Genomic DNA, 17,178 nt, shown 5'->3' on the forward strand with positions numbered 1-17,178 from the left:
GGTCCCCGCCCCGCTTCCTCCCCGGGGCGGGGACTTTTTGAGCGGCTGTCACGCGGGAAAAAAGCCCCGGGCCGCAAGTGCGGCCCGGGGTCCTGCCACCCAGCCCTGGCGGGCGGTTTCAGCTTTTAAGGGTTTCGGTTGACGAGAAGAACATCGCTTGGCTCACCGCGGAGCGCACCTGCTCTTCGGTGTACGGCTTTGAGATCAGGAACGCCGGTTCGGGTCCCTCGCCTGTCAGCAGGCGTTCGGGGAAGGCGGTGATAAAGATAACCGGACGGTCACCGTACTTGGCCAGAATGCCATTCACCGCGTCGATCCCGCTCGAATTGTCCGCAAGCTGGATGTCCGACAGGATCAGGTCGGCGGAGTCCTTTGAAGCAAGGTCCATCGCATTTGTTTCCGTGCGGGCGATACCGGTCACTGTATGGCCCATGCCGGTGACGATCGCCTCAAGGTCCATCGCGATGACCGCTTCGTCCTCGATGATCATGATTTTACCGGCGGTCGCCCGCGACATTTCCTCGTAAGCGATAGAAATCAGCTCTGAGGCTTCGCTTTCGCTCACCCCCATGATGGTGCCGGTTTCGGCCGCGCTGAACTCCTCGATGGTGTGCAGCAGCAGGGCTTCGCGGGTGTTCGGCGTCAGGCGCCGCAGGTGTTTTTGCGCTTTGGCGGCCAGGCCCGCATCGTTTTCCTCCTCTCCCGCCGGGGCGCCGGAGGAGGACCAGATCGCATGGAAGACACGAAACAGCGCAACTTTGGGAGACAAAACGCTGTCATATTCGGCGTCGCCGGCCAGGATGGCTTCGAGCGAAGCCAGGGCATATTGATCGCCGCTGTTCTGGCTGCCGGTCAGCGCGCGGGCGTAGCGGCGCAGATAGGGCAAGTTTGCACCAATCTGACTGGCGATCAGTTCTCCCGATTGAGCGGTCATTTTGTGATGTCCTTTTTTGCAATATACATGGAACTATACGCGCTAATGTGCGTTTGGTTCCAGAAAACCGCGCAAAAAACCGATGGATGGCATGACACAGCTAAACACCCCCCGGCCGCGCAATGAAACGGCCGACCGCGACATAGACGAAAACCTCAAGCGGGCTTTCGACGAGATCGCGAATGAGCCGGTCCCGGACCGGTTCACCGATCTGTTAAAGCAACTGAAGGACAAGGGGGCTGCGACGCCTCCCTCACCTGATCGGTCCGAGGAGGAGCGCTCCGATGACTGAAGCCGCACAGGACCCAAGAGACGACCTGGTCAACCACCTGGGCGCCCTGCGCGCCTTTGCTATCAGCCTGACCCGCAACAGCGCCACCGCCGACGATCTGGTGCAGGACACGCTGGTCAAGGCCTGGACGAATATCGAGAAATTCGAGCATGGGTCGAACATGCGGGCCTGGCTGTTCACTATCCTGCGCAACACATTTTATTCGCTGCGCCGCAAACGCAAACGTGAGGTGGAGGACGGCGACGGGGCGCTGTCCGCAACACTGGCGCAGAAACCCGACCACGACGGGCGACTGCATATGCGCGATTTCCAAGTGGCCTTTGCCCAGCTGAACGACGAACAGCGCGAAGCGCTGACGCTGGTCGGTGCGGGCGGCTTTTCCTACGAGGAAGCGGCGGAGATGTGCGGTGTGAAGACCGGCACGATCAAAAGCCGGGTGAACCGCGCACGGGCGCGGCTGGCCGAACTGATGGAACTGGGCGACGACAGCCAGATGGAGCTGACAGATACCGTCACCGCTGGGATCGTTGCCCAGCAGGGCGCCGCGTGATCAGAATGCCCCGGCTGCAAGCGGGCAGCCTTTTGGTCCGGCTGGCGGCGGTGATGACGCTTGCGCTGTTGCCGCTCGGACTGATTGCGCTGTACCAAACCAACGCTGTGGTGGAGGAAGCCACACGGCTGTCCCGCGCCTCGCTGCTGGACCGCACCGAGAGGGCTGCGTCCAGGGAGCGGGAGCTGCTGCAACGGGCCGGCGGCGCCACCGAGGGGCTGGCCGCTTCGATCCTGCCCGTGGTCGCTGACCGCGACGCCTGCATCCGGATGCTTAAAGCCTTTAACGAAGGCGCGAACCCCTTTACCTTTGCCGCTTTCATGTCGCCCGAAGGTAAGATGGAGTGCGCGTCCGACGGGAAGGTGCGGGACGTTTCCAAGAGGTGGATGTATCTGAAGGCCCGGCAATCCCCGCGGCTGTCCTTTGCTTTGAGCCGCGACCTTTTGGGGGCCGACAGAAGCTACCTGCTGGCGACCAGCCCGGTGCTGCGCGATGGCATCCTGATGGGATACGTGTCGATTGGAATTCCCCATAAGGTCAGCGCTGAGCCGAATGGCGACGAATTGTCTTTTAAAGGCATCCAGTATGTCACCGTGGATTCACAGGGCGAAATTCTGTCCGCAAGCGTTCCCGAACAGCGGGCGTCACTGGCTTTGCCGGTCTCAATCCCCCGACGGGAACTGGCGGCTCGTATCGGCGACACGTTTTTTGAGGATGCCCGCTCCGGCCAGGAACGGTTTTTTGCCGTGAGCGAGATCCTTCCCGGCCAGGTCTTTGTGGTTGGCAGCTGGCCAGTGGAACACGCCGCGTCGGCGGCGACAAACCCTGCGTCGCTGATGACGCTGGCGTTCCCGGTGCTGATGTGGCTTGCGGGGATTGCCGTTGCCATCTTCGGACTGCAGCGGATGGTGATCCGTCACCTGAGCGCGCTGCGCACGGCGATGCGCCGCTATGCGCTGGGGGAGCGTGAAGATGCCAGTCTGGAGCTTATCTCTCCTCCGCGCGAATTCGCCGAAGCCCAGCAATCCTTCAACCGGATGGTAGCCATCCTCAGCGAAGCGGAGCGGCGGCGCGAGCTGGACCTGGAAGAGAAGACCGTCCTGCTGCGCGAGATTCACCACCGGGTGAAGAACAACCTGCAGCTTGTTGCCTCGATCATGAATATGCAAAGCCGCAATGCGCAGACGCCGGAGGCCCGGCGGATGCTGGCGCAATTGCAGCGGCGGGTGCGCGGCCTGGCAACCATTCACCGGAGCCTGAACACCAATCCCGATGTCACCACCGTCGACAGCCGTGACCTGATTGATGCGCTGATCTCGGAAATCGGCGCGATGCTCCCCGGCGCGGGCCAGAAACTTTCGATCAGGACAGATCTCGCGCAGGTGCCGCTGAGTCAGGACCAGGGGGTGACGCTGTCAATGCTGGTGTCGGAGGCGATGACCAATGCGCTCAAGTATGCCGGTGTGCCTGACGGCGGAAAACCGGAAATCCTGGTCAGCCTGCGCGAAACGGCAAAAGACTGGCTGGAGCTTGAGATAACCAACACCAAGGGGCGGCCCGTGATGCCTCCTGAGGAGGCCGCGGACGGAACGGGCGTCGGTGCCCGGCTGATGATGGCCTTTGCCACCCAGCTCGAGGGCGAGGCCACCATTTACGAAACTGACAACAGCCATACCTACAAGCTGAACTTCCCTGCTGTAGCCGGGGCCGTGCCGCCGGCAGCAGCGTCACAAGATCAGGAGAAACATGCCGCAGGAGCCGCAACCTGAACAGCACCACGGTGATTTCGAGGTGCTGATTACTGCCGAGGAGGCCTGGCCTGCGTTTGAGCGCGCGGTGCTGGGCGCGAAGCGCGAGCTCATTGCCAGTTTCCGCCTGTTCGATTTTGCCACCCAGCTGCTCAGCCCGGAGGCACGTGAGACCGGCGAAACTTGGGCGGACCTGATAGCAGATGCATTGCGGCGCGGCGTGCGGGTGCAGCTGGTGGTCAGTGATTTCGACCCGGTGATGGCCGCACCGCTGCATGCCGCGGCGCAAAAGACGCTGACGCAGGCACAGGAGATCATGGCCGGCCTGCCCGCGGAGCAGGCAGCGCTGCTGTCAGTCGCAGCGTCACTGCATCCGACGCGCGCGGGTTTGCTGCCGCGGCTCGCCTTTTCGCCCTTTGTGCTGCGCAAACTGCGCAAGCTGCCCCCGCGGCTGCGGCCTGCGGCGGCCAGCCGCCCGGGACTGCCGCAACTGTACCCGGTATCGCATCACCAGAAAATTGCGGTAATCGACCGGGAGGTTCTGTATATCGGCGGGCTGGATCTGAACCGGCGCCGCTATGACACGCTGGAGCACGACCTGCCGGCCCATGAAACCTGGGCGGACGTGCAGCTGATGCTGCGCGGCCCCGAAGCCGAAGAGGCGGCCCGCCACCTGGAGCGGTTCCGGGATGAAATCGCGCTGCGCAAGCAGCCGCCCGCAGGCAAGCTTGTCCGCCGCACGATGTCGGCCCCCCGCCGTGCCGGCTTCTGGGCCCTGTCGCCGCGCACGATGCTGAAGGAAATCGAAGAGGACCACCTGGCCGCCTTTGACCGGGCGCAAAACCTGATTTACCTGGAGTCCCAGTTCCTGCGGTCCAGCCTGATTGCACGCGGGCTGGCGAACGCCGCGCGCCGCAATCCTGAATTGTCGCTGATCCTGATCCTGCCTGCGCTGCCCGACGACGTCGCCTTTGAAGGCAACCGCGATCTGGACGCGCGTTATGGCATGGCATTGCAGGCGGAAGCCCTTCAAGGAGTCACTGAGGCCTTTGGCACCCGCGCCTGTATCGCCAGCCCGGTCCAGCGGCGCATGGCCGCCCGCGACACCCCTGCGGTGCTGTCGGGGTCGCCAATTATCTATCTGCACAGCAAGGTGCTGGTCACCGACCGGGATTTCGCCATGGTCGGGTCTGCCAATCTGAACGGGCGGTCAATGCGCTGGGACACCGAGGCCGCCTTGCGGATCAGCCAGCGCCCGCGGATCGAAAAGCTGTGGCGGGAGCTGGCGCAGCATTGGTGGCAGGAGGATTTGCCAGCCGAGGCGCTGGACCCGGCCCATGCTGCCGCCTGGTGGCTTAAGGAGGTCCGCCGCAATCAGGTGCGCCGCCCGGAAGCCCGCCGCGGGCTGCTTGTGCCGCATGATCCAGGCAATATGGCGGAACTTCAGCAGCCGCTGCCGGGCGCCACAGAGGACATCGTCTGACCCCCCAACCCCCAGGGGTCGCCTGCGGCGGTAAAAAAAGGCACCCGGCGTGTTCCCGGGTGCCTTGGAGGGGGCCCAAATCTTCCGGATCAAACCGGACTAGGGGGGAGGACTTTGGGCCGTTTTATTGCAGTAGTAACGCACCGGTCCCGCAAAGGTTCCGCGCTTTGCAAAAATAATAATCCCGGCAGCTCGCAAAGCTGCCGGGTTGGTTCAGTTGCCCAGAAAGCGCCTAAGCGGCTTATTGCGCTTCCTGAGATTCTTCGGTGATTTCGTCGCCGAGGTTCGACACGTCCCGTCCGAAACCTTCGGCGGTTTCGCAGGCGGCCAGTCCCGCCAGTGCCAGAAGCGCGATCATGATACGCATATCTGCCTCCTTACTTCAGTTTCGACGCGACATTGCTGGCAAAGGCGTCGATGATGGCATTGTAGAACACTTCGCTGTCAACGCTCACCGAGGCAGGGTCCGTGCCCTCGGGGTAGTAAGTGTTGACCTGATCCGCCGAGACGGTGAGGTCATAGCGCATATCCTTGGAGGCGTCCGGCATGTCGATATCCACATCGCCTTTCAGCATCCATTCGCCAACGCCCAGCGCCTGCTGGAAGTTGCTGGCGAGGGCAACGGAGTCGATCTCAATATGGATTTCCGCAGCCTCTCCGGCATCTTCACCCGCAATCTGGCCCACGAGGTTTTTGGCGAGGGCGGTTTCCAGGTCGGTCTCCAGGCTGGTCCAGACCTTGGCGGCCTGATAATTCTCGATCGCGCTCAGGTCGGCGGTCACGTCGATCTCGGAAACCTGGGAGCCCGCAGCAGCTGCGGTGGCCATGGCGGCAACAAGTGCGGTGGTGCGGATCAGGTGAGTCATCTTATGTGCTCCTTTCCATATTTGTCCCTCTTGGGGATGCAACACAGAAACGCACAGGCCATCTGAAAGGTTCCTGATTTCTAAATGAAAATCTCGCCCGGACCTGTTCCGCACGGATTTTTTAATGCCCTAGGTCATTTGCACGCGGAACCCGCCGCCGGGCGCGTGCGTTTGTGTTGCGCACAAGAGCAGCCAGAGGCAGAAACCAATGAATTCTCCGAAACAGCCCGTTGCCGAGGTCCTGAAGGAAACAAGCCGCATAGTCCGCCAGACCAACGGACCGGTCACCGTCGCCCAACTGACCGAGGAACTTGGGCACAGCTCACTTTCGGCGGTTCTGGCGGTTCCGGCGTTGGCCGTGGTTTCGCCGCTTAGCGGAGTGCCGCTGTTTTCGTCCGCATGCGGCATCCTGATCTGCCTGGTGTCGGGACAGATGCTGCTGGGCCGGTCGCATCTGTGGCTGCCGCAATGGCTGGGCCGCCGCAGGATCGAGGGCCGCTCCGTGCGCAAGATGACCGCCGCCATGCGCCGCACCGCACAGTGGCTGGACCGGCATTCGGGCAAACGCCTGCCTGCACTGCTGCGTCAGCCGTTTCTGACTGTCATCCGGCTGGTCTGCCTGATCTGCGGCGCGCTGATGCCGTTGCTTGAGATCGTGCCCTTCTCCTCTTCGGTTCTGGGCGCGGCTGTCAGCCTGCTGGCGGTAGCGATGCTGACCAGGGACGGGCTGATTGCACTGCTGACTCTGACCGGACTGGGCACTGCTGCGACAGCGCTGGCCGCCGGGCTGGTCTGATACCAGATAGCCGCCCCCTATAGAAACCCAAAAGGCCGGGTTCCGTTTTGGAACCCGGCCTTGAAGGGCCGCCTGGCAGTGCTGTTTGCCCGAAACGCCGGTACGAGGCAGGAAACCGGCAGAGGGACGGGGGGCAAACGGGGCGGCTGTCAAAGGGGCCAGGAGGCCCCTTTGAGAAAGGGAGTGTTATTCAGACTTATACTCCGGCAGAGCTTCCAGTTCCTCGCGGGTCAGATGGGTGTTCACGCGGATGTCACCATCGACCTTGCCGATGTCGAGATCACCCATGGTCAGTTCAACCGGCTTCTCGCCGATACCCAGGAAACCGCCAACGTCGATGATAACCGCTTCAACGCTGCCGCTGGTGTTCACGATCACCTGCGAGACTTCGCCGATGTGCTCATCATTGGAGTCATAGGTCCAAGCACCGGTCAGAGCCTCGGTGGTCATCTCACCGTCAGCCAGCGGTTCCATGGCCGGGCCGTCCGCGTCAGGGTTGACGGCGTCCGACATTTGCTCAGCAGTATTTTCGGTCTCGGTGGCCAGCTCTTCAGCTTCATTCGCCACTGCTTCAGCACCGGCTTCAGCTTCGTTTACCACTTCGGCGGCGCCGGCTTCAGCTTCATTCGCCAGCTCGGATGCCTCAGCTTCAGCCTCATTTGCCAGCTCTTCGGCCTCCTGCTCCAGCGGAGCAGTGTCAGCCTGAGCTTCACCCGAGACGCTGGTCTCGCCGGAGGCGTCAACGGCCGGGGTTTCCAGCTGGACTTCGGCCTCGGCGCTGCCGGAAGCTTCGGTTTCGGTGCCTGCAAAGGCGGGCACGGCGGTTGCGACGATCAGCGAAGTCGAAAGCATAAGACGTTTCATCGTTTTGATCTCCTTAGCATTTTCACTCATCTGCGCGCTTGAGTTACAGCCACATAACCCCCGGCAGGACCGCTTGGTTCCCGCGTCCGGCAAATTTTTTAGAAAATGGCCTTATGCGGGGACGCTGCTGGCAAATCATTGCTGACGACAGCCTCAAAGCGGCAGGCCCCGGCCGAAACCGCGGCAGCACAAGCGCTGGAAGCAAATGGTTGCGGGGGTGAAAAACGGATGTGCCGGGCAGTCCGCCGCCCGGCACATCAGAAAGCAGAAAGGCGGGTCCAGCCAAGGGGGCCTGCCCGGGCCCGGCTACCGCTGCTTCGGAGCTTCCGCCTCCGCCGTGCCTGGCGGAGGCGCCAGCATACGGCCGCACCACAGCAGAACCGGCAGCGCCACGATGGCACCGACCGGCCCCCAGATCCACAACCCGAATACAATGGCCCAGAAGACAATCAGCGGATTGAGGTCCAGCTGGCGGCCGACAAAAGCCGGGGTGACGAACTGCGCCTCAGTCAGGTTGATCGCGAGATACAAAAGAGGCGGCAGCACGGCGCCTGCGCCGCCGATTTGCGTCAGGCCTGCCACTGCGAGCCCGGCCATCATGATCAGCGGACCAAGGTACAGAATGAAATTCAAGATGGCCGCCGCTAGGCCCCAGATCCAAGCGCCCGGCAGGCCGATTACCGCAAGCCCCGCCGCCGTGAGCAGGCCCAGCCCGCCATTGACGATCGTAACCGCCGCAAAGTAGCGCGCCACTGCACGCTCTGCCCGGAAGAACCGCGCCGTAAAGCTGCCGGCCTTTTCATAAAGCTCATTCCGGGTCAGCACGAAGAAGAACAGCGTGCCGGCAAAAATGAACATCTGCGCACCAAAGTTCGGCGCCAGCCAGAGCGCGTCCGTCAGTGTCGGCAGGCCGCCGCCCTCTTCCTCGGTCTCCGCGTCCGCTGCGCCGATTGTCTCCTCGATCTCGGTGCTGATGCTTTCGATACCGCGCAGCAGCCCGGACACCATGTCGAGCCAGCCGCGGATTTCATACTTGATCTTGGGGATCTGGCTGGCCAGCGATGTCAGCAGCGGGTCCAGCGACAGGATCAGCAATGCCAGCAGCGCGATGGACAGGATCAAGAGGCTGCTGGCCACCGCAACCCGGCTGACCCCGATCCGTTCCAGCCGGTCTGCCAGCGGCGCGACCACGACCCCGACCACCATGGCAAAGACGCCTGGCGCCAGAACCGGCTTGGCGAAATACAATGCAGCGCCCAGAAGTATCAGGGTGATGATCAGCAGCATCACACGGACCGAGCGCTTGGCGATCACTGTTTCCCACATGGTCTAGCGTCCCGTGCCGCGGCACTGCTTGCGTTTCCAAGCCTCGAGCGGCTGCGGCGCGGCTGCGGTGTGATCATTTGGCATGGAAGACCTCCCTGATGACATTGGCCTTTTGGCCTTATTCGCGCAAGCTGACGCGCAATTCACGGCGCTCCGGGTCACGCTGGTGCGGGCATCTGCGGACTTATAATGCGAAAAAGCTGGCGGGCACGCGCTGAACAGGCTGTGCAACCTTCTTGTTCCTTATCGATGAGTCCGGCATTGGTTCCAAGCCCGTCTGTTTCAGGTGACCGCCCGTTCTGGGACAAACGCCTGCAGTCCCGGTTCGGTTCCCTGGCGCCCCGTGCAGTCAGCCCTGAGTGAACAGCTGGTAGCCCGGGTGCGCCACCGCGCGCAAACTGGTGATCGGATCATCCCCGATCCACGTGGTGCGCTCCATCACGAACAATGCATCGCCGATCTTGCTCTGAAGCACCTCGCAGTCGCTTTCGGTTCCGGGCCGTGCATAGAGGCGCAAATCGCACCGCGAGTAGGGACGGTTGCGGACCAGCCATTCATTTGCACTTTCGCGAGTCAGGTCGACGGCTTCAATCTCCGGCACGGTTTCCAGGCAGATCCAGCGGTCCTCGAAGATGTAGGGACGGCTGTCGGAGAGGTGCAGCGCCTCTACGCGCAGCATCGGCCGGGCCTCGGGCAGACCGAAATTGGCCATGATGGCCGGGGTTGACGCCTGCACGGACTGGCGGATCAACTGGTACTGGTAGACGCTGCCCTTCTGTTCGACCTCCAACCGGGTGATCGGGATATTCAGCGTTGCGCGGGTCACGGGATCGCGCCGCACCATCGTGCCGCCCTTGCGCCGGCGTTCCACCACTCCGCTTTCGGCCAGGTCCCGCATGGCGCGGTGCACGGTAGAGCGGGCACAGCCGAATTGAGCCGCGAACTCTTCATCTCGCGGCAGCTTGTCACCGGGCCCGTAGGTCGAATCCAGGATCATCTGCCGGATGCTGTCCCGGATCTGCGTCCAGGAATGACGCCGCTTGTCCGTCAAAATTCATCTCCCAGGCCGCGCGGGACAATGTGCGCTGCTGCTCCATATTTCATCTTGCGCAGAAAGGCGAACGCGAACCGCGCAACCGTGATTGACAAGAATATGTAGCTACATATTAATGTAAAGCACTTACAAAACAATAAAGAGTCTGCGACACCGGCCCGCGGCCACCGCAGATCCACCGACAGACGGAGGAATGGAGACATGCAAAGACGGAGTTTTCTGAAGGCCGGCGCTATGGGCGCAGCGGCCACTGCACTGGCCAGCCCGGCCATTGCCCAGGGCAAGATGCAGTGGAAGATGGTCACCGCCTGGCCGAAGAACCTGCCCGGACCCGGCGTGGCGGCGCAGATGCTGGCCGACCGGATCACCACGCTGTCGGGCGGCCGGATCGAGGTGAAGCTGTTTGCCGCGGGCGAGCTGGTGCCGGGACGCGGCGTGTTCGATGCCGTGTCCGAAGGCACCGCGGAGCTGTACCATGCAGTGCCGGCTTACTGGGGCTCCAAGTCCAAGGGCATCCTGTTGTTTGGCTCGCAGCCCTTTGGCCTGCGCGCGGATGAACAGTTCGGCTGGCTGTACCACGGCGGCGGCCAGGCGCTCTATGACGAGATGTACGGCCGTTTCGGCATCAAGCCGTTCCTGTGCGGCAACTCCGGCCCGCAGTGGGGCGGCTGGTTCAAGACCGAGATCAACTCGGCCGAGGATCTGAAGGGTCTGAAGTTCCGCACCACCGGCCTGGCTTCCGAGATGGCCTCGAAACTGGGGATGGCGGCAGAGGCCACCAGCGGCCCGGCAATGTTCCAAGGCCTGCAGACCGGCGCGCTGGATGCCGGCGAATTCATCGGACCCTGGACCGACAGCGCGCTGGGGTATTTCCAGGTGGCCAAGAACTACTACTGGCCCGGTGTGGGCGAGCCCTCCTCAGCCGAGGAATGCGGCGTCAACGCCAATGTCTTTGCCGAGCTGCCCGATGACCTCAAGCAGGTTGTGTCGCTGGCCTGCGAGAGCCTCTACAATCCGGTCTGGACTGAATACACCACTAAACACGCTCAGGCGCTGAAGAAGATGGTGGATGAGGATGGCGTGCAGGTAAAGATGTTCCCCGAGGACGTGATTGCCGCCATGGGCGCTGCCGCCAAGGAAGTGATTGCCGAGCTGCAGGAAGACGAGGACGAACTGGTGCGCCGGATCACCGAAAGCTTCCTCACCTACCGCGACAGTGTCGGCGGCTACATGACCTATGCCGACAACGGCCAGATGAACGCTCGCGCGTCGGTGATGGGCTACTGATCTGTACAACGGCCGCCGGCGCCCTGGGAGACCGGGCGCCGGCTTTTTAGTGGGGAGAGACGCAGGATGCTACGGGTTGCGGATGCACTGGACGGCATCAACCGCGGGCTGGCAATGGTAATACGCTGGCTGGCACTGCTGATGGTGCTGGCGCAATTTGCCATCGTGGTCGGACGCTATGTGTTCGGGGTGAACTCTATCGCCGCGCAGGAGAGCGTCCTGTACATGCACGCCACCCTGTTCATGCTGGCGGCCGGTTACACGCTGCTGGTCGATAAGCATGTGCGTGTCGATGTGTTCTATGCGGGCCTTAGCCCTCGCACCCAGCGCCGCATCGACATATTCGGCCACTTGGTACTGCTGCTACCGTCGATGGCGGCGCTGCTCTACTGGTCCTGGCCCTCGGTCCGCAATTCCTGGGCCATCCTCGAAGGCCCGATTGCCGTCGGCGGCTTGGAGGCCGTGTTCCTCCTGAAATCGCTGATCCCCGCCTTCTGCGTGCTGGTCATGCTGCAATCCATCGCCCTGCTGATCCGGCTGTTTTCGGAAAGATCCCCCCAATGACGGAATATCTCGACCTGGTCATGTTCGCGGCCCTGATGGCAGCGATCCTTATGGGTTTTCCGGTAGCCTTCTCGATCGCGGGTGTTGCAGTCCTGTTTGCCTATCTCGGCTGGGTGCTGGGGGTGATGGACATCTCGCTGCTGGGGGCGCTTGGCCAGCGCGCGTTCGGGCTGCTGAGCAACCAGGTGCTAATCGCCATCCCGCTGTTTGTGCTGATGGGCGCGATCCTGGAAAAGAGCCGCATCGCCGAAGAGCTGCTGGACACCATGGGGCGGCTGTTCGGGCAGCTGAAAGGCGGCTTGGGCATCTCGGTGGTGCTCGTGGGGGCGCTCTTGGCGGCCTCAACCGGCATTGTCGGCGCCACGGTGGTGGCGATGGGCATGATCGCCCTGCCTGCCATGCTACGCGCGGGTTATGATCCGCGGGTCGCCTCCGGCATCGTCTGCACGGCCGGCACGCTGGGGCAGATCATCCCGCCCTCGACCCTGCTGATCATCCTCGCCGACGTGATGTCGAACGCCTACCAGCAGGCGCAGTACGAGCAGGGCAAGTTTTCGGTCGAGGCCTTGTCGGTGGGCCAGTTCTTTGCGGCGGCGCTGGTGCCGGGGCTGGTGCTGGTTGTGCTGTACCTTCTTTATGTCCTGGTCCGGGGCTTCTTGCGCCCGCAGGACATGCCCTCTGCCCCGGCTGATCTGGCCCGCCCCAGCCGCGGCGAGGTCGTGCGTGCTGTGGTGCCGCCGATCCTGCTGATCTTTGCCGTGCTGGGCGCCATCCTTGGCGGCGTCGCCACCCCGACGGAGGCGGCATCGGTCGGAGCCATCGGCGCGCTGCTGATGGCGGGCCTGCGGGCGGGCGGTCCGGTCCGGCTGATCCTGCTGGGGGCTGCCGCACTGATCCTGCTGGGCATCCTGTCTGGCGTGCATCCCATCCGCCTGCAGCGCAGCGACCTCAGCAGCGGCGACTTGGCGGCGGGGCTGTTTTACGCGCTGCTGACGGCTGTGGGCGCCATCGCCGTGCTCGCCGCATTGCGCAGCGGGCTGAAGAAGCGCATCCTGCATGAGGCCGTGACCTCAACCGCGACGATGACCGCGATGATCTTTGCCACCATTTTGGCGGCGGGCATGTTCTCGCTGGTATTCATCGGGCTGGGCGGCGAGGAGCGGGTGGCCCATATCCTGGGCAACATGCCGGGCGGCCCATCCGGGGCGCTGCTGTTCTGCATGCTGTTTATCTTTGTGCTGGGGTTCTTCCTCGATTTCGTCGAGATCTCGGTGATCGTGCTGCCGCTGGTCACGCCGACGCTGATCCTGATGGGGCATGACCCGGTCTGGCTCGGCATCCTGATCGCGATTAACCTGCAGACCAGCTTTCTGACCCCGCCCTTCGGTTTCTCTCTGTTCTACCTGCGCGGCGCAGCGCCGGAGGAGGTGACCACCCGCCACATCTATCAGGGCGTGGTGCCGTTCATCGGCTTGCAGGCACTTGGGGTTTTACTGGTCTGGCTGATCCCCGGGCTGGCGACCTGGCTGCCTTCGGCAATTTTCTGACCCGCCGCGCCCTTGCAGCATGCTTTGCGGTGCAAGGGCGCACATTAGCCCCTTTTATTGGCGCTTCTTGAAGGCCGCGAGCCGCTAAGCCTGCGCTCTTCGCCAGTTGCCTGTCACCTGCCCGGAAGAATGAGCGGCTTCGGCGCGAGAACCGCATTCTTAAGGAGGAGAGGGAGATCTTAAACTGAAGAGGATCATCGAGGACAATCCGGAGCCCCCTGCCCTGCGGCTGCACCCCAGCCTTTCGCAGCGCTACCGCGAGATGGTCGAGGATCTCGCCCGGTCGCTGAACGCGCCGGAGGTGAAGCGGGAAGCCACGGCAGCTCTGCGGGCGCTGATTTCAGAGGTGCGGATGGTTCCGGACGCGGATTCAGCGGGCGGGCATCAGCTTGAACTTGTTGGGGAATTGGCGGGACTGATGGCCTTGGGGGGCCCTGAATCGAAAAAGCCCCCGCTGGTGGCGAGGGCTTGGTCGGAAACGGTGGTTGCGGGAGCAGGATTTGAACCTGCGACCTTCAGGTTATGAGCCTGACGAGCTACCTGGCTGCTCCATCCCGCGACAGGTGTTATTGATCGTTTAGAGAGTTTATTGGATTTTACTAGGTTTGGCGGTGACCTACTCTCCCAGGGCTTGAGCCCAAGTACCATCGGCGCGACAGTGCTTAACTTCCGGGTTCGGGATGGGACCGGGTGTTTCACTTGTGCTGTGGCCACCAAACCAAGAAAAATCCACTTGCCTTCGGCGAGTGGATTTTTTTGGTTGGCGGCCGTCAGCGTGTTTGCGGAGCAAATACGCGAGAGGCCGCACCCCAGTTACGTCACGAGACGTTTCCACGAGCGGAAGGCAATACAATCAACAGTCCAAGTTCTTGGGATGGTTTGCTTGTTTGGTTTTGTAACACTGTCTGTTACTGGATCAAATCAAGCCTATCGGGCGATTAGTACCGGTCAGCTGAACGCATTGCTGCGCTTACACCTCCGGCCTATCGGCGTGGTGGTCTTCCACGGCCCTCAGGGATACCTTGTTTTGAGGGGGGCTTCCCGCTTAGATGCCTTCAGCGGTTATCCTGTCCGATCATAGCTACCCAGCACTGCAATTGGCATTACAACTGGTCCACCAGTGGATCGTTCACCCCGGTCCTCTCGTACTAGGGGCAACTCCTCTCAAGTATCCTGCACCCACGGCAGATAGGGACCGAACTGTCTCACGACGTTCTAAACCCAGCTCACGTACCTCTTTAAACGGCGAACAGCCGTACCCTTGGGACCTGCTCCAGCCCCAGGATGAGATGAGCCGACATCGAGGTGCCAAACACTGCCGTCGATATGGACTCTTGGGCAGTATCAGCCTGTTATCCCCGGCGTACCTTTTATCCGTTGAGCGATGGCCCTTCCACGCGGGACCACCGGATCACTATGGCCGACTTTCGTCTCTGCTCGACTTGTCAGTCTTGCAGTCAGGCTGGCTTCTGCCATTGCACTCAACGAGCGATTTCCGACCGCTCTGAGCCAACCTTCGCGCGCCTCCGTTACTCTTTAGGAGGCGACCGCCCCAGTCAAACTACCCGCCACGCAGGGTCCCGGATCCGGATAACGGACCGCGGTTAGACATCAAGAGTGCGAAGGGTGGTATCTCAAGGGAGGCTCCACCGGGACTTGCGTCCCGGCTTCGATGCCTACCACCTATCCTGCACATCACAATCCTGATGCCAGTGCGAAGCTGTAGTAAAGGTGCACGGGGTCTTTCCGTCTAACCGCGGGAAGCCTGCATCTTGACAGGCAATTCAATTTCGCTGAGTCGATGTTGGAGACAGCGGGGAAGTCGTTACGCCATTCGTGCAGGTCGGAACTTACCCGACAAGGAATTTCGCTACCTTAGGACCGTTATAGTTACGGCCGCCGTTTACCTGGGCTTCAATTCGGAGCTCTCACCCCTCCTTTTAACCTTCAGGCACCGGGCAGGCGTCAGACCCTATACGTCGCCTTGCGGCTTCGCAGAGCCCTGTGTTTTTAATAAACAGTCGCCACCCCCTGGTTTGTGCCCCCGGATCCAAGTTGCCTTGAACCCGGGCCTCCTTCTCGCGAACTTACGGAGGTATTTTGCCGAGTTCCTTCAACATCGTTCTCTCAAGCGCCTTGGTATGCTCTACCAGTCCACCTGTGTCGGTTTAGGGTACGGTCTGATGGAGGGCTATTTCCAGGGACCAATCAGCGGCCCGCCCAATCCGATAAGGGCGAACAACCTTCATGATCCGTCACATCCTCCTGGCTCAGGAATATTAACCTGATTCCCATCGCCTACGCCTTTCGGCCTCGGCTTAGGGGCCGGCTTACCCTGCTCAGATTAGCTTTAAGCAGGAACCCTTGGACTTTCGGCGAGAGTGTCTCTCACACTCTTTGTCGCTACTCATGTCATCATTCTCGCTAGTGATCTCTCCACCGGATGGCTCACGCCCCGGCTTCATCGAAAGCCTCTCTCCTCCAATGTATCCGAAGATACTAAGGAGGAATGAGACTATGTCACACTACGCTCTGCTACCATGCACTATGTGCATCCTCGGCTTCGGCTCATGGCTTGAGCCCCGTTACATCTTCGCCGCAAGACATCTTGATTAGACCAGTGAGCTGTTACGCTATCTTTAAAGGATGGCTGCTTCTAAGCCAACCTCCTGGTTGTTTTGGACGTCTCACCTGCTTTCCCACTTAGCCATGAATTGGGGGCCTTAGCCGGAGGTCAGGGTTGTTTCCCTCTCCACGACGGACGTTAGCATCCGCCGTGTGTCTGCCATCCAGTACTCCCGGGTATTCGGAGTTTGGTTAGGATCAGTAAGCCTGTGGGGCCCCATTACCCATCCAGTGCTCTACCCCCCGGGGTATTCGGATGACGCTCTACCTAAATAGATTTCGCAGAGAACCAGCTATCTCCGAGTTTGATTGGCCTTTCACCCCTAGGCACAGCTCATCCCGATCCTTTTCAACGGATGTGGGTTCGGTCCTCCAGTGCGTGTTACCGCACCTTCAACCTGGCCATGCCTAGATCACTCGGTTTCGGGTCTGATCCCACGAACTCATGCGCCCTATTAAGACTCGCTTTCGCTGCGCCTCCGCCTAGCGGCTTAAGCTTGCTCGTGAGACCAAGTCGATGACCCATTATACAAAAGGTACGCTGTCAGCCCTCAAGGGGCCTCCAACTGATTGTAGGCGTTCGGTTTCAGGTACTGTTTCACTCCCCTCGCCGGGGTGCTTTTCACCTTTCCCTCACGGTACTGGTTCGCTATCGGTCAGTAAGGAGTACTTAGCCTTCGGAGGTGGTCCTCCGGTCTTCGAACAGGATTTCACGTGTCCCGCCCTACTTAATACGTCCCTCAAAGCTTCCCATACGGGGCTGTCACCCGCTCTGGCTGCGTTTCCCAACGCATTCTGGTCACTTATCAGGCTCGGCTGGTCCGCGTTCGCTCGCCGCTACTAACGGAGTCTCTATTGATGTCCTTTCCTCCGGGTACTTAGATGTTTCAGTTCCCCGGGTTTGCTCTTAAAGACCTATGTATTCAGTCCTTAAGTACCTGGTTCAAACCATTATTGATTACCGAAGGTAACAATAACGATCTGTCAGGTGGGTTCCCCCATTCAGAGATCTTGGGATCAAAGCCTATTCCCGGCTCCCCCAAGCTTATCGCAGGGTATCACGTCTTTCATCGCCTCTTACTGCCAAGGCATCCACCAAACGCCCTTCTCGCGCTTGATTTGATCCAGAAAAAGACAGTGTATCTGCCACGATGCGGAAGCTGGTAAGAAACCGCATCCTTATTCCGGACCAAAAAGCAAACTATCCCGCTCCCGGTCATGTCGGTGACCAGGAACTTGTTG

The 17,178-nt window shown here is 61.3% G+C and carries 14 protein-coding genes, 1 tRNA gene and 2 rRNA genes; 8 read left to right on the top strand and 9 right to left on the bottom strand.

Annotation, left to right across the window (positions count from 1 at the left end; all coding sequences use genetic code 11):
• Positions 1-118: 118 nt before the first annotated feature.
• Positions 119-934: a response regulator gene (locus AC5STI_RS11870; RefSeq protein ID WP_490399579.1), complete on the bottom strand. Its 816-nt coding sequence runs from the start codon at positions 932-934 to the stop codon at positions 119-121.
• Between the two features lie 91 nt (positions 935-1,025).
• Between AC5STI_RS11870 and AC5STI_RS11875 the strand changes: the two genes are divergently transcribed.
• Genes AC5STI_RS11875 through AC5STI_RS11890 form a run of 4 tightly spaced genes read left to right on the top strand, consistent with a single transcriptional unit; the run spans position 1,026 to position 5,007 of the window.
• Positions 1,026-1,226 (top strand): NepR family anti-sigma factor, encoded by a 201-nt coding sequence (locus AC5STI_RS11875; RefSeq protein ID WP_495446794.1) that lies wholly within the window; start codon positions 1,026-1,028, stop codon positions 1,224-1,226.
• Positions 1,219-1,776, top strand: a complete 558-nt coding sequence (locus AC5STI_RS11880) for an RNA polymerase sigma factor (RefSeq protein WP_475047661.1) — start codon at positions 1,219-1,221, stop codon at positions 1,774-1,776. The genes AC5STI_RS11875 and AC5STI_RS11880 overlap by 8 nt, the downstream gene beginning before the upstream one ends.
• Before the next feature lie 5 nt (positions 1,777-1,781).
• Complete coding sequence (locus AC5STI_RS11885) at positions 1,782-3,545, top strand: sensor histidine kinase (RefSeq protein WP_495446796.1); 1,764 nt, start codon at positions 1,782-1,784, stop codon at positions 3,543-3,545.
• Positions 3,523-5,007: a phospholipase D family protein gene (locus AC5STI_RS11890; RefSeq protein WP_495446797.1), complete on the top strand. Its 1,485-nt coding sequence runs from the start codon at positions 3,523-3,525 to the stop codon at positions 5,005-5,007. Before AC5STI_RS11885 ends, AC5STI_RS11890 begins: the two co-directional genes overlap by 23 nt.
• A gap of 241 nt (positions 5,008-5,248) precedes the next feature.
• On the opposite strand, the gene AC5STI_RS11895 is transcribed toward AC5STI_RS11890, so the two are convergent.
• Entirely contained in the window at positions 5,249-5,374 is a 126-nt protein-coding gene (locus AC5STI_RS11895; protein ID WP_475047665.1) for an entericidin A/B family lipoprotein, read from the bottom strand.
• Positions 5,375-5,384: 10 nt separating this feature from the next.
• Positions 5,385-5,873, bottom strand: coding sequence for a hypothetical protein (locus tag AC5STI_RS11900; RefSeq protein ID WP_495446798.1), 489 nt, complete (start codon positions 5,871-5,873; stop codon positions 5,385-5,387).
• Between the two features lie 208 nt (positions 5,874-6,081).
• Here AC5STI_RS11900 and AC5STI_RS11905 point away from each other — a divergent pair, with 208 nt between their 5' ends.
• On the top strand, positions 6,082-6,669 hold the full coding sequence (locus AC5STI_RS11905; protein ID WP_495446799.1) for an exopolysaccharide biosynthesis protein: 588 nt from the start codon (positions 6,082-6,084) through the stop codon (positions 6,667-6,669).
• Positions 6,670-6,855: 186 nt separating this feature from the next.
• Here AC5STI_RS11905 and AC5STI_RS11910 read toward each other — a convergent pair whose 3' ends face one another.
• The 3 genes from AC5STI_RS11910 to AC5STI_RS11920 form a co-directional block, all read right to left on the bottom strand.
• Positions 6,856-7,533: a PRC-barrel domain-containing protein gene (locus AC5STI_RS11910; RefSeq protein ID WP_495446801.1), complete on the bottom strand. Its 678-nt coding sequence runs from the start codon at positions 7,531-7,533 to the stop codon at positions 6,856-6,858.
• A gap of 306 nt (positions 7,534-7,839) precedes the next feature.
• Positions 7,840-8,859, bottom strand: a complete 1,020-nt coding sequence (locus AC5STI_RS11915) for an AI-2E family transporter (RefSeq protein WP_495446802.1) — start codon at positions 8,857-8,859, stop codon at positions 7,840-7,842.
• 349 nt (positions 8,860-9,208) lie between these two features.
• Positions 9,209-9,910: a GntR family transcriptional regulator gene (locus tag AC5STI_RS11920; protein WP_495446803.1), complete on the bottom strand. Its 702-nt coding sequence runs from the start codon at positions 9,908-9,910 to the stop codon at positions 9,209-9,211.
• 204 nt (positions 9,911-10,114) lie between these two features.
• Between AC5STI_RS11920 and AC5STI_RS11925 the strand changes: the two genes are divergently transcribed.
• From AC5STI_RS11925 to AC5STI_RS11935, 3 genes are all read left to right on the top strand, one after another.
• Entirely contained in the window at positions 10,115-11,200 is a 1,086-nt protein-coding gene (locus AC5STI_RS11925; RefSeq protein WP_475047680.1) for a TRAP transporter substrate-binding protein, read from the top strand.
• 66 nt (positions 11,201-11,266) lie between these two features.
• Entirely contained in the window at positions 11,267-11,764 is a 498-nt protein-coding gene (locus AC5STI_RS11930; protein WP_495446804.1) for a TRAP transporter small permease subunit, read from the top strand.
• On the top strand, positions 11,761-13,311 hold the full coding sequence (locus AC5STI_RS11935; RefSeq protein ID WP_490399571.1) for a TRAP transporter large permease: 1,551 nt from the start codon (positions 11,761-11,763) through the stop codon (positions 13,309-13,311). The genes AC5STI_RS11930 and AC5STI_RS11935 overlap by 4 nt, the downstream gene beginning before the upstream one ends.
• Positions 13,312-13,793: 482 nt before the next feature.
• Here the strand turns inward: AC5STI_RS11935 and AC5STI_RS11940 are convergent.
• The 3 genes from AC5STI_RS11940 to AC5STI_RS11950 form a co-directional block, all read right to left on the bottom strand.
• Positions 13,794-13,870, bottom strand: a tRNA-Met gene (locus AC5STI_RS11940).
• A 44-nt stretch (positions 13,871-13,914) separates the two neighbouring features.
• Positions 13,915-14,029 (bottom strand): 5S ribosomal RNA (gene rrf, locus AC5STI_RS11945).
• A gap of 199 nt (positions 14,030-14,228) precedes the next feature.
• A 23S ribosomal RNA gene (locus AC5STI_RS11950) occupies positions 14,229-17,056 on the bottom strand.
• Between the last annotated feature and the right edge of the window lie 122 nt (positions 17,057-17,178).

This window comes from Leisingera sp. CC-HEC096 (assembly GCF_059429235.1).